Origin of the sequence: Klebsiella sp. I138 (assembly GCF_051131765.1) — a bacterium.
Taxonomy (GTDB): Bacteria; Pseudomonadota; Gammaproteobacteria; order Enterobacterales; family Enterobacteriaceae; genus Klebsiella.
This window is the reverse complement of sequence record NZ_CP180447.1, coordinates 827,146-840,402: the sequence shown is the minus strand read 5'-3', so window position 1 is coordinate 840,402 and position 13,257 is coordinate 827,146. Positions and strand designations below refer to the sequence as shown.

The window sequence follows — 13,257 nt, the reverse complement described above, 5'->3', positions numbered from 1 at the left end:
CTTCGCATGATATTCCTGCTGAAGACATTAAATATATACACAGGATATTTTCTCAGGCAGGCCTGATTAATTTAAAATAATAGATCTGAACATCGCGCATATTTCTGAAAAATGCAGTTATGTACAAAAAAATCCACGCGCTGGCGTGGATTTTTCTTTTATCGTCTTTCCCGGTGCCGGGCTAAACGTCGAGGTGGATTACGCCTCTTTCTCCGCACGGGTGCGTAACACTTCCCCCACCACCGGTACCGCAGAGAACGCATTGGGCCAGCCGGTATAAAACGCCAGATGGGTAATGATCTCTGAGATTTCTGCGGGCAAAACACCGTTATCCAGCGCGATCCCCACATACAGCCCAAGCTCCGCGGGTTGGTTTCTGGCAATCAGGATAGCAACCGTTACGATGCTTCGGTCACGCGCCGAGAGTTCGCTGCGCCCCCAGAGATCATCGGCAATGACGTCACTCGCAAAGCGGGCCAGAGCAGGAGAAACGGACTGAATATCGGCAACTGACAAACTCGATGGATTCATTTTCGACATACTTTTACCTTATTTTCAGCAACGGATGCGATATCAACCGGAAGGGAACATGGCTAACGTACCACGGTCTTCTCGGGCGAAATCATCCTTTGGGATAAGCGGTTTTTCATCGGCATCTTGAGACGATCAATCAGACGCGTGAAATGACACGATTTGCCATTAGCGACTCCAGACCTGCTGGCGGTCTTTATGCTGGGGGGTATTTTGCGCCATGATCCCCGAGAGAAAGTGCGGTTGGTAGCAGGCTTCCAGATAGCGAATGTCATCTTCACTGAGCGATAGATCGACCGCCTTCAGCGCGTCGTCAATATGCTGTTTTTTAGTCACCCCGGTGACCGGCGCGGTCACTTTTGTTAACAGCCAGGCGAGCGAAATTTCAGTCATTGACACCCGATAGCGGTCAGCCAGTTCGGCCACCCGGTTGATGATTATCTGGTCCTGTTCCGCCGTTTTGTCGTATTTCATTTTTGCGTAGCGATCTTCACTGGCGCGTCGGGTGGTATTCTCCGCGATACGCGATAACCGACCGCTGGCCAGCGCGCTGTAAGGCGTCATTGCGATATTATCTTCAGCGCACAGCCCAAACAGCTCCCGTTCATCTTCGCGCATGATCAAATTGTAATGACTCTGAACGGAAACAAACGGCGTCAAGCCTTCGCGTTCGGCGAGCGCATTCGCTTTTGCCAGCTGCCAGGCAAAACAGTTTGAAATACCAATCGCCCGGACTTTTCCCTCCTGCACCGCGCGATGCAGCGCCTCAAGGACCTCGATGACCGGCGTGTTGTAATCCCAGATGTGGTAGATATAAAGGTCGATATAATCCATGCCCAGATTTTGCAAACTCTGTTCAAGCGAGCAGGCAATCGCCTGCTTTCCGCTGACGCCCTCGGCAATCTCCTGGGCCGTACGCGGCAGAAACTTGGTTGCCACGACCACCTGATCACGCTTTGCCATATCGCGCAGCGCCCTGCCGACAAAGCGCTCGCTGGAGCCATTCTGATAGGCGATTGCGGTATCGAAGAAATTGATTCCGCGCTCCAGACCATCGCGAATAATCTCGCGACTTTCCGCTTCGTTTAACGTCCAGCTGTGTTGGCCCGTCGCGGGATCGCCAAACCCCATGCAGCCCATACAAATTCGGGAGACCATCAAGTCACTTTTACCCAACGGAACATAGTGCATCGTTTTTTCTCCTGATAAGGGTATCAGCAAAGCAGGATTTCGACCGTTGCCGCCGCGGCCCGTGCGCCCACCATTGCCGACAAATAACGACTTTGCGCATATTTCCGCCGATAGGCGGCGTCAATTTTTTGCATCATGCCAGCGTCGGTTTCCGGGGAAAACGTCACCTCAAACACCTGGCCGGCCGCAAAGACCCTGCCGGCTCGCTGGCTGAGTGCCGCCTGATACCAGCGGGATGCCACGCCGCTATAGGCCCGGACAAACAGCCGGTTTTCAACCGCCACCGCCCAAATCCACGTCGGCGTACCGGTCGTCTGCCTGTCCGGATGATAAGGCGCTATTTTCAGATCGTCCGCGACATCAATATTCGACAGTACATCGTGATTCCAGCTCATACTTATTCCTCCTCTGCGTCACCTGTTCGATAATATTTAGCCCTCCTGCAACTGCGGCAAATTGTCAGCAATCAGCCGGGGAGAAAACGGTCGAATCTCATAGTGAGCAAGGTCTGGATAATAAACATCCTCGCTAAGAATAGTCATCAGTTCATCCCGGCTTTGCGTACGAGCAATAATGACGCCCGAGCGTTCACCGTCGGTATAAGGGCCGATAAGAACAAACTGGCCCATAGAAAAGTACTTTTTGAACCATTCAACGTGCTGCGGGAAAAGCGACGCGTGTTGTTCAGCGCTCATCTCGCCATTGACCGTAATATCAATCATAAACATCGGGCAACCTCGTGCTTATTTAGCCTGTTTGCTGTCAGGTGATAACGTTTGCAAAAGCGCAATCAGTCGTGCGGCGTGCTCTTTCGCCAGCACCTTCTGTTGTGCAATTTTGTCTTCATCACGATTTGCGTAGCTAATTCCGCAGGTGTACACCGGCTTTTGCAGATCCAACTGACACAGCGCCGCCGTCGTCGTAAACGGCAGAAGATAATCCTCAACGCTGTGGCCAAAGAAACCATCAGACGAATAAACCGCCTGCGGTGCGCCGGTAGTAAAGGAGAGCACCAGCTTTTTGCCACCGAGCTTTGCCGTAGAGCCATGTGCGAATCCGTGGACAAAAACTTCATCCAGCCAGAGCTTCATTTTCCCCGGAATGGAGTACCAGGAAAAAGGAAACTGCCAGACAATGACGTCAGCTTTCAGCAGCGCTTCCTGTTCTGCGGCAACATCAATATTATTATCAGGATAGAGCGCATCCAGACGGCGAATATTCACCGCCGGGAGCGCCCGGGCAACCTCCTGCAGAATCAGCGAATTGCCGACAGAAGCCTCAAGATTCGGGTGCCCTGAAATAATCAGTACGTTTTCCATTTTCGGTTCTTTTACAGTGTGTTGTATGACAGAGGTTCAGTATAAGCAGGTTATATTCTGTTTTTTAGGGTACTAATAGCTTAAGGACTTTTAGCTAATAGCTAATAATCGACTCTCCCATTGCTTCAGGATGACGTGATGAACAACGTGATATACAACCAGATACGCATCTTTCAGAGCATCGCTCGCGAAGGCAGCATCTCGGCTGCCGCAAGGAAGCTGGAGATCACCCCGCCATCGGTCAGTAAAGCGCTCAAACTGCTGGAGCAGCATATCGGTCACCCGCTGTTTGTCCGTACCACGCGACGTATCGAACTGACGGACGCCGGTCAACAGCTGTTAGCGCAGACCACCCCGGCGGTCGACTCGCTGGAAAAAGCACTTGAGAGCATTCGGGATCAAAACCAGGAACCGTCCGGGCTAATCAGAATCACCCTCTCCCGTTTCGCCTACCTGCTGATACTCAAGCCAACAATGGCGGAGTTTTGCCAACGTTACCCCGGAATTCAGCTCGAGATTTCCGTTTACGACGGGACCGTGAACATCGTTGATGCGCGTTTTGATTTGGGTATCCGCTTCGGAGATATTCTTGAGGGTGGCGTGGTTGCACGCCAGTTGATGAAGCCGTTTCGCGAAGGACTCTATGCGAGCGAGAGATATCTTAACGCCTTTGGCACGCCCGACACTCCCGCCGACCTCCACCAGCATAGGCTGATCGGTTATCGATTTATCACTAACAACCGTATTCTCCCGCTGATCCTGAATGATAACGGGGAGCAATTAACCGTTGATATGCCGGGCCAGCTCATCAGTAATGATATTGACGTCATGGCCGACGGAATACGTCACGGGCTGGGTATCGGCAGGCTGTTTGAACCCATTTATCGGTTACAGCCGGATAAAGCACAGTTCATCCCGGTCATGGAGGCGTACTGGAAAACGTATCCCCCGGTCTATCTCTATTACCCAAAAAGCGCGGGTAAAATCCGCAGAGTGAAGGCGCTGATCGATTTTCTCCTCGACTCCGCCTCCCACCTGGAAAACTAAGCGCGCCGGGTTTTCCACCGCTGAAGGCACGCCCCTGTTTCCCCGTGCTCCCTGCGCAGGTGGCCTTTTATCCTGCCGCATTTGGCTGTGACTCCACCACCCGCTTGTTGACTTATTTTGCTAAAGGTTTACTTTTCAGGACATGAAGAAAATACTGATTATAGTGCCCGATGGCGGTATGTTATTTGAGTCCGCCGGTATTGCCGACATTCTGATGCAGGCAAACCGCCTGCGCGCCGATGATGCTGAATCACCGCGTTATCGCGTCGCCGTCGCCACCACCCAGCCCCATCAGGTGATCCACGGTCAGTCCGGGCTGAACCTGCTCGCCGACCATCGGCTCCACGAAGTGGATCCGCGAGAGCCCCTCGATACCATTATCATCACCGGTAAAGGACAAAACGAGCAGGAAGGCATTGCCGTCGTCGACTGGCTGCGTCTCGCCGCGCCCCATGCGCGGCGGGTAGCTTCCGTTTGCGGGGGCGCGCTCCTGCTGGCGCAAAGCGGTCTGCTAAATGGCAGACGGGCAACTACCCACTGGAAGCTGCTGGAGTCGATGCAGTCGGCCTTTCCCGAAATCCGCGTCGAAGGCGGGCCGCTGTACATCCAGGACGGTTCGGTCTGGACATCCGGCGGCGTCAGTTCCGGTTTCGACCTGACGCTGGCACTGGTGGAAGAAGATTACGGCTTTAGCCTCGCCCGCGATATTGCCCAGGATATGGTGATGTATCTTCGTCGCCCCGGTGGCCAGCTGCAGTTTAGCCGCTACAACCTCCAGCCAATCAACAGCCCGGGGCCGATAGGCGATCTGCTGAAGTGGATTCTCGGCCATATCACCGCCGACCTCTGCGTGGAGACCCTGGCAGAAAAAGTCGCCATGAGCCCACGGAATTTCACCCGCGTGTTTACCCGAGAAACCGGGGTCTCCCCGGCGCGCTACGTCGCCGAAGCGCGTCTTGCCGCCGCCAGAGAGCGGCTTGAACAGACCCACGACACGCTGGAAAGCGTTGCCGAACAAACGGGTTTTGGCAGCGCCATCAACCTGCGGCGCATCTTTGAAAAGCAGCTGCACCTGACGCCGGGGGAATATCGTCAGCGTTTTCACTGCCGTAAAATGGCGTAAAGTGATCGTTATTTGTCATTTACGCCAAAATGCCGGAAGCCTACAGTACAGCCAGAGACAACAAATAAGGAGTTGATCATGGTTAAGGTCGGTATTAATGGTTTCGGCAGGATCGGACGCAACGTCCTGCGCGCAGCGCTGGGAAATCCGGACATTCAGATTGTCGCCATCAACGATCTGACGGACAGCAAAACGCTGGCCCATCTGTTGAAATATGACTCGCTGTTGGGCACTCTGCCGGTGGCCGTGGAAGCCGCCGACGGGGAGCTTAGCGTCGATGGTCAACCTGTCATCGTCTACAGCGAACGCGACCCGGCAAATATTCCCTGGCGCGACGCAGAGGTGGATATCGTCATCGAAGCCACCGGTTTCTTCACCGATCGTGAAAAAGCGGCGGTGCACATTCACCGTGGTGGGGCAAAACGGGTGATCATCTCGGCACCCGGCAAGAATGATGATTTAACTATCGTGATGGGCGTCAACCACCAGCGCTACGATCCGCAGCAGCATGCGGTCGTCAGCAACGGCAGCTGTACCACCAACGGCCTCGCCCCGGCCGCTCAGGTCCTGCACCAGCACTTTGGTATCAGGCACGGTCTGATGAACACGACCCACGCATACACCAACAGCCAGGCTCTTCACGACCAGCCGGAGAAAGACCTGCGCGGCGCCCGAGCGGCTGCGCTGTCCATTGTTCCCTACTCCAGCGGCGCAGCCAAAGCGCTAGGCAAAGTTATCCCGGAACTTGACGGTCGTTTAACCGGCTATTCGCTGCGCGTCCCGGTACCGGTGGTGTCCATCGTTGACCTCACCGTCACTCTTGAGCGCAACGTTACGGTGGAAGAGGTCAACGAGGCGTTCCGACAGGCCGCCGCGGCTGGCCCGCTGCAGGGGATCCTCGGCTATAGCGATGAACCGCTGGTCTCCAGCGATTATCAAGGCGACCCACGCTCTTCCATCATTGATGGCCTGTCAACGCTGGTCATTGGCGGCAACATGGTGAAGATCCTCGCGTGGTATGACAACGAATGGGGTTTCTCCAACCGTCTGGTTGACCTGGCGCTGTATATCGCCCGTCGCGAGCAGTAGCAACACGGCAGCGGCTTCCCGGCAAGCGTGGGGCGCCGCTGCCCATGGCATCTGAGAATATGCCGCCAGAGTCGCCAGCGGGCGGAAAATTCGCTATTATCCGCCCCCGTCCTTTTTAAGCGCCCGCTCATGTCTACCATCGTCGATACTTTTATTGCGCCTCCCTGTCGCGACCCCATTGAAATCCTGTATCAGGATGAGCACCTGCTGCTGATCAACAAGCCCGGTGGCCTGCTTAGTCTGTCGGGAAAAAACCCGCAGAATCTCGATTCGGTACATCATCGGCTGGTACAGCAATTCCCCGGCTGTACGCTCGTTCACCGTCTTGATTTTGGCACGTCGGGATTGATGGTGGTGGCGAGAAATAAGGCAATTAATGCCGCGCTGTGCCATCAGTTCAGCGCGCGTTCGGTGAGTAAGGTTTACAGTGCGCTGTTGTGCGGGCACCTCAGTGATGATGAAGGTGTGATTGATGCCCCTATTGCAAAAGATCCGGCGCGCTTCCCGCGGATGACGATATGCGCCATCGACGGCAAACCCGCCCGCTCCCGCTATCGGGTAACCGAACGTCTGTCCCACGAGAGCGCAGCGGGCATCTTGTTGCCCCTGAGCCGGGTACAGCTGTTCCCGGAAACCGGGCGCACCCACCAGCTACGTATCCACTGCCAGCTGCTGGGGCACCCTATTTTGGGCTGCGATCTCTACGATGGTCTGACGTGGCCAGGCAGTGAACAGACGCCACGGCTGATGCTGCACGCCAGTGAATTGCATTTTGTTCATCCCGTCAGCGGCGAACCCATCGCTGCGCGAAATGACAGTCCATTCTGAATCTACCGGCATATAACGGATGTCACCCCGCCAACAATAAGCTTCATAATTAATTAGCAGGCAATTAAAAATGAATCATATTGCTGACAGCGGTCGTTAACCGACGGCAGCCGCCAGAGATGGGCGTTCGCTCAGGCGACAATTACATGAAAATTCAAGTAATTACTCACATTAACATCCGCCACCAGCGCGTTTAACTCACTAAAAACTCGCTTTCATCACGTTAAAGGCCGCCACTCACCGATGGAAAACAGGGGTTTTCTCACGCGTTTTATGAGTATCGTAACGCCCTTCTCCGCCACCAGATCACCCGGCATTATGTGTATTATCCCCAGGCGATCTGGCTCTCATTATGATTCTAAAATGTCGATCAACTAACAATTATGTATCATTTTTTAAACAATAAATTGACGTTTGGCCTGTCTGTTTCCTATACGTTTAGCCGACCTGTTGACCGATACTAATAATCACAATGTGGAGCTTTTGATGAACAATAGTCCTTCAATGGAACAGACCCGCTCCGAGGTACTGGTCCCGCCTTCCTCTGCGGCGAGACCTTTGGATGCACGTCAGCAATCCGTCATCAATAAACTATTTCGTCGATTAATCGTTTTTCTCTTTATTTTGTTCGTCTTTTCTTACCTCGACCGTATCAACATCGGCTTTGCCGGCCTGACCATGGGCAAGGATCTGGGGCTCACCAGCACCATGTTCGGCCTGGCCACCACCTTGTTTTACGTGATGTACGTAATTTGCGGTATTCCCAGCAACATCATGCTCAGCATCGTCGGCGCGCGCCGCTGGATCGCTATTTTGATGGTGGTGTGGGGGATTGCCTCCACCGCCACGATGTTTGCCACTGGCCCGAACAGCCTTTACGTACTGAGAATGCTGGTGGGGATTGCCGAAGCTGGCTTTCTGCCGGGCCTGTTGCTGTACTTAACTTTCTGGTTCCCGGCGCAGTACCGCGCCCGCGCTAATGCCCTGTTTATGATTGCGATGCCCGTCACCATGGCGCTCGGCTCGCTGGCCTCCGGGTATATTCTCAATCTCGATGGCGTGCTGAATCTGAAAGGCTGGCAGTGGCTGTTTTTACTCGAAGGGTTCCCGTCGGTGCTGCTGGGGCTGGTGGTATGGTTCTGGCTCGACGACAGCCCGGATAAGGCCAAATGGCTGACCGCCGATGATAAAGCCTGTTTAAAAGAGATGCTGGAGGCCGATCGCAAGGCGGCACAACAGTCGCAGCTCAGCGAACCCCGCCTGCCGCTGTCACAGCGCAGCATGCTGCGTGAGCTGTTTACGCCGGTCATCATGCTCTATACGCTGGCCTATTTTTGCCTGACCAATACGCTGAGCGCCCTCAGCGTCTGGACGCCGCTGATTCTGCGCAGTTTCAACGAACAGAGCAGTAACATCACCATCGGTATTCTGAGTGCGATTCCTCAGGTCTGTACTATCGTCGCAATGATCTGGTGGAGCAAACGTTCTGACCGCCTGAAGGAGCGCAAACTGCATACGCTGCTGCCGTATCTGTTCGCGGCGGCAGGCTGGATGCTCACCGCGTCAAGCAGCACCCCGCTGCTGCAATACACCGGTATCGTGATGGCTTCCGCCGGCGCCTTTGCCGCCATGGTGATTTTCTGGACCACCCCTGACCAGTCAATTTCCCTGCGCGCGCGGGCGCTGGGAATTGCGGTGATCAACGCGACCGGCATGACCGGCGCGGCGCTGGGGCCGCTGTTGATGGGCTGGTTGAAAGACGTCACGGGGAATTTCAACGCCGGGATCTTTATGGTTGCCGGGTTCCTCGTGCTGGGGGCGGTGGTCATCGCCTCGATTCCGATGAAAACGACGGTTAAACAGAGCACCCTGTAAACCACGGTGGCCCGACCAAAATGCATCGGGGGCGGCAACCTGCCACCCCCGATCCTTCTCTGTACGGGTCTGCGTATTAGCGGGTCGGTCAAAAGCGCCCTACACGCAGAGCACTTTTATCGCCAGCCCGCCCCGGGATGTTTCTCGGTATTTATCATTCATATCCTTGCCGGTTTCATACATCGTTTCGATAACCTTATCCAGCGAAACATGCGGCTCGGAGGTCCGGCGCAGCGCCATGCGAGCGGCATTGACGGCCTTAACCGCATTAATGGCATTACGCTCAATACAGGGGATTTGCACCTGGCCGGCAACCGGGTCACAAGTGAGTCCCAGGTTATGCTCCATGGCGATTTCCGCCGCAATGCAAACCTGTACCGGACTGCCGCCAAGCAGCTCGGTCAACCCCGCCGCCGCCATCGAACAGGCGACGCCGATTTCCCCCTGACAGCCAACTTCGGCCCCGGATATTGACGCATTCATTTTATACAGCGCGCCAATGGCCCCCGCCGCCAGCAGATAGCGCGCCAGCGAATTGGCGTTAACCGGACGGCGGAATTTATCGTAATAGGCCAGCACGGCAGGAATAATACCGCAGGCGCCGTTGGTGGGGGCGGTCACCACCCGCCCGCCCGCCGCATTCTCTTCGCTGACCGCGAGGGCGAACATATTGATCCAGTCAATCACGTTCATCGGGTCACTGGAGAGGCTGTCGCTGGAGACCAGCATCCGCCTTAATGCCGCCGCGCGCCGGGGCACATTCAGCGGACCGGGCAGCACCCCTTCGGTATTCATCCCACGTTCGATGCCGTCGCACATCACCTCGTGGATGCGCATAAAACCGGCGTCTATTTCTGCCTTACTGCGCAGCGCCAGCTCGTTTTGCATCATCAGTCCGGAGACCGAAAGCCCGTTGCGCTCACAGAGATGAAGCAGTTCGCTGGCGGAGTGGAAATCATACGGCACCGGGGCCTGCGCAACCTGCCCCTGTTCGCAGACGCCTTCTTCGACAATAAAACCGCCGCCAACGGAGTAATAGGTCTGGCTTGCCCACGGGCTTGTTCCATTCCACGCGGTGATCCTCATCCCATTTTCGTGGTACGGGAGAGTTTCGGCATGGAACACAATGTCGTCCGCAATCTGAAAGTCCATGGTCTGCACGCCGTTGGCGACCGGCAGGCGCCCGCTGCGCGTCACCTGCTCGATAAACGCCGGAATGGCGTCAATATCGACATTCTGTGGTCTGTTTCCCGCCAGCCCCATAATAATGGCGACATCGGTCGCATGGCCTTTGCCGGTCAACGACAGCGAACCAAAAAGATCGACCCCGATACGGGTGATATGGGCGATGTCTCCCATACCCACCAGCTGGTCGATAAAACGTTTTCCGGCATTCATCGGCCCTACGGTATGCGAGCTCGAAGGACCAATGCCAGGTTTAAAAATATCGAATGCGCTAATCATATCCACATCCTCGGATTGCCGTTTCGTGGAGAGCAGGTATCACACTCATTTCGCGACGGGCAAGGCTACCCTCAGCCGTCGCCGTTGCCTTAAACGTCGCGTATTGCGATGGCTTCAATTTCCAGCTTCACATCCTTCGGCAGGCGCGCGACCTGCACGCAGCTGCGCGCCGGGTAGGTGGCCTGATGTTCATCGAAGAACTGCTGATAGACCTGATTGATGGTGGCAAAGTCATTTAGATCGGTAATGAAAACGGTGGTCTTGACGATGCTCCCCACCTCAAGCCCAGCCGCTACCACAATCGCCTTAACGTTTTCCAGGCTTTGACGCGCCTGGTCGGCCACGTTGTCGGCAACCGTTCCGGTCTCAGGGCAGACCGGAATCTGCCCCGAAGTCAGAACCTGATGGCCAAGGTCAACGCCCTGGACATAGGGGCCGATGGCTCCCGGCGCACGTGGGGTCTCTATAATCTTTCTCATCGTTCCTCCGGCGCTACAGCGCCTGGGTAAAGGTGCGTGAAATGACGTCCTGCTGCTGCTCACGGGTCAGCGCATTAAAGCGCACGGCATAGCCAGAGACGCGAATCGTCAGGTTCGGATAGTTTTCCGGGTGCTCGATGGCATCCAGCAGCATGTCCCGGTTCATCACGTTGACGTTCAGATGCTGTCCGCCTTCAACGTGCGCTTCATGATGGAAGTAGCCATCCAGCAGCCCCACCAGGTTGGTTTTGCGTGTCGTCTCCTCTTTGCCAAGCGCGGCGGGGACAATAGAGAAGGTGTAGGAAATACCGTCTTTGGCATAGGTGAACGGCAGCTTAGCGACGGAGGTTAATGATGCCACCGCTCCTTTGCGGTCGCGACCATGCATCGGGTTAGCCCCTGGGGCGAACGGTGTGCCGGCCCGGCGGCCGTCCGGGGTATTGCCGGTTTTCTGGCCATACACCACGTTGGAGGTGATAGTCAGAATCGACTGGGTCGGTACCGCGTTGCGGTAGGTCGGCAGCACCTTAATTTTCTTCATAAAACGCTCGACCAGGTCGCAGGCAATACTGTCGACCCGCTGATCGTTATTGCCATACTGCGGATAGTCGCCTTCGATAACAAAATCCACCGCCAGCCCGTTATGATCGCGAACCGGCTTCACCTTCGCGTACTTGATGGCCGACAACGAATCCGTCGCCACCGACAGCCCGGCGATTCCGCAGGCCATGGTGCGATACACGTCGCGGTCGTGCAGCGCCATCAGCGACGCTTCGTAGCTGTACTTGTCGTGCATATAGTGGATGATGTTCAGGGCGCTGATGTACTGCACAGCCAGCCAGTCCATAAAGTGATCGAGGCTCTCCATCACCGTGTCGAAATCGAGCACATCATCCATCAACGGCGCCGTTTTCGGTCCAACCTGGATCTTCAGCTTCTCATCCACACCGCCGTTGATTGCGTAGAGCAGGATTTTGGCCAGGTTAGCGCGTGCGCCGAAGAACTGCATCTGCTTGCCAATGATCATCGGGCTGACACAGCAGGCAATGGCGTAATCGTCGCTGTTAAAATCGACCCGCATCAGATCATCGTTTTCATACTGTAAAGATGAAGTGATGATAGAGACCTGGGCCGCATATTTTTTAAAGGCAATCGGCAGCGCTTCAGACCACAGCACCGTCAGATTGGGCTCCGGGGCTGGCCCCATCGTGTGCAGCGTATGCAGATAGCGGTAGGCGTTTTTCGTCACCAGCGTACGCCCGTCGAGCCCCATTCCGCCGATCACTTCGGTCGCCCAGATAGGGTCGCCGGAGAAGAGCGTGTCGAATTCCGGCGTACGCAGGAAGCGCACCATGCGGATCTTCATAATGAAGTGATCGATCAGCTCCTGGGCCTGCTGCTCCGTTAAGCGTCCGGTGTTGAAGTCGCGCTCAATATAGATATCGAGGAAAGTGGCGGTACGACCCAGCGACATCGCCCCGCCGTTTTGCGATTTAACCGCCGCCAGATAGGCAAAATAGACCCACTGCACTGCTTCCTGAGCATTACGCGCCGGGCGAGAGATATCGCAGCCGTACTTCGCGGCCATCTCCTGCATTTGCAGGAGCGCACGACGGTGCTCCGCCAGCTCTTCGCGCAGACGAATTGTTGCTTCCAGATTCTGCCCGTACTCAAGGTTTGATTGCAGGTCGGCAAACTGTCGCTCGCGTTCACGCACCAGGTAGCGGATACCGTACAGCGCCACGCGGCGATAGTCGCCAATAATACGCCCGCGACCGTAGCCGTCCGGCAGACCGGTCAGCACACCGGATTTGCGACAGCGCAGCATATCCGGAGAGTAGGCATCGAATACGCCCTGATTGTGCGTTTTGCGCAAATCGGTAAACAGATATTCAAAGTGCGGATCCATTTCGCGACCGTAGGCATCAAAAGAACTTTTGATCATGTTGATGCCGCCAAACGGATGCAGGGCGCGCTTCAGCGGTTTATCCGTTTGCAGTCCGACGATCTTTTCCAGTTCTTGTTCGATATAGCCGGCATCATGCGCGGTAATCGAGGTCGCGATATTGCTATCAAAATCGACCGGGGCATGGGTCGCATTTTCAATATGAATACCCGCCATCACTTGTTCCCACAATGCGGTGGTGGCCGGCGTGGCTTCGGCCAGAAATGATTCGTCCCCTTCATATGGCGTATAGTTGTGCTGAATAAAATCGCGGACATTAATTTCTTCTTTCCAGTCCGTACCTTTAAAACCAAGCCAGGCTTCGGCATACAGCATATCGCTGGTATCGATATCTACCTTCATGAA

General features: G+C 55.3%; 12 protein-coding genes and 1 pseudogene. 5 read left to right on the top strand and 8 right to left on the bottom strand.

The annotated features are described in order from the left end of the window. Positions 1–216 precede the first annotated feature (216 nt). From ACMYSK_RS03835 to ACMYSK_RS03815, 5 genes and pseudogenes are all read right to left on the bottom strand, one after another. A pseudogene (locus ACMYSK_RS03835) lies at positions 217–546 on the bottom strand (carboxymuconolactone decarboxylase family protein); the annotation flags it as partial. Positions 547–699: 153 nt separating this feature from the next. Beyond that, a complete protein-coding gene (locus ACMYSK_RS03830; protein ID WP_434640360.1) occupies positions 700–1,722 on the bottom strand; it encodes an aldo/keto reductase in 1,023 nt (340 codons plus the stop codon). Between the two features lie 23 nt (positions 1,723–1,745). Further along, a complete protein-coding gene (locus ACMYSK_RS03825) occupies positions 1,746–2,117 on the bottom strand; it encodes a DUF2255 family protein (protein ID WP_434640358.1) in 372 nt (123 codons plus the stop codon). A gap of 36 nt (positions 2,118–2,153) precedes the next feature. Beyond that, a complete protein-coding gene (locus ACMYSK_RS03820) occupies positions 2,154–2,450 on the bottom strand; it encodes a YciI family protein (protein WP_434640357.1) in 297 nt (98 codons plus the stop codon). Between the two features lie 15 nt (positions 2,451–2,465). Continuing rightward, positions 2,466–3,041, bottom strand: a complete 576-nt coding sequence (locus ACMYSK_RS03815) for an NAD(P)H-dependent oxidoreductase (protein ID WP_434640355.1) — start codon at positions 3,039–3,041, stop codon at positions 2,466–2,468. Between the two features lie 138 nt (positions 3,042–3,179). Here ACMYSK_RS03815 and ACMYSK_RS03810 point away from each other — a divergent pair, with 138 nt between their 5' ends. From ACMYSK_RS03810 to hpaX, 5 genes are all read left to right on the top strand, one after another. Further along, entirely contained in the window at positions 3,180–4,088 is a 909-nt protein-coding gene (locus tag ACMYSK_RS03810; protein WP_434640354.1) for a LysR family transcriptional regulator, read from the top strand. A gap of 142 nt (positions 4,089–4,230) precedes the next feature. Next, positions 4,231–5,211: a GlxA family transcriptional regulator gene (locus ACMYSK_RS03805; protein WP_434640352.1), complete on the top strand. Its 981-nt coding sequence runs from the start codon at positions 4,231–4,233 to the stop codon at positions 5,209–5,211. A 78-nt stretch (positions 5,212–5,289) separates the two neighbouring features. Next, entirely contained in the window at positions 5,290–6,300 is a 1,011-nt protein-coding gene (gap, locus tag ACMYSK_RS03800) for a type I glyceraldehyde-3-phosphate dehydrogenase (RefSeq protein ID WP_434640350.1), read from the top strand. Positions 6,301–6,429: 129 nt separating this feature from the next. Beyond that, on the top strand, positions 6,430–7,128 hold the full coding sequence (locus ACMYSK_RS03795) for an RluA family pseudouridine synthase (protein ID WP_434640348.1): 699 nt from the start codon (positions 6,430–6,432) through the stop codon (positions 7,126–7,128). A gap of 504 nt (positions 7,129–7,632) precedes the next feature. Continuing rightward, positions 7,633–9,003, top strand: coding sequence for a 4-hydroxyphenylacetate permease (gene hpaX, locus ACMYSK_RS03790; protein ID WP_434643830.1), 1,371 nt, complete (start codon positions 7,633–7,635; stop codon positions 9,001–9,003). Positions 9,004–9,102: 99 nt separating this feature from the next. On the opposite strand, the gene tdcG is transcribed toward hpaX, so the two are convergent. From tdcG to pflB, 3 genes are all read right to left on the bottom strand, one after another. Further along, positions 9,103–10,467 (bottom strand): L-serine ammonia-lyase, encoded by a 1,365-nt coding sequence (gene tdcG, locus ACMYSK_RS03785; protein WP_434640347.1) that lies wholly within the window; start codon positions 10,465–10,467, stop codon positions 9,103–9,105. A gap of 89 nt (positions 10,468–10,556) precedes the next feature. Beyond that, positions 10,557–10,946, bottom strand: a complete 390-nt coding sequence (locus ACMYSK_RS03780; RefSeq protein ID WP_434640345.1) for an enamine/imine deaminase — start codon at positions 10,944–10,946, stop codon at positions 10,557–10,559. A 13-nt stretch (positions 10,947–10,959) separates the two neighbouring features. Continuing rightward, on the bottom strand, positions 10,960–13,254 hold the full coding sequence (gene pflB / locus ACMYSK_RS03775) for a formate C-acetyltransferase (RefSeq protein ID WP_434640344.1): 2,295 nt from the start codon (positions 13,252–13,254) through the stop codon (positions 10,960–10,962). Between the last annotated feature and the right edge of the window lie 3 nt (positions 13,255–13,257).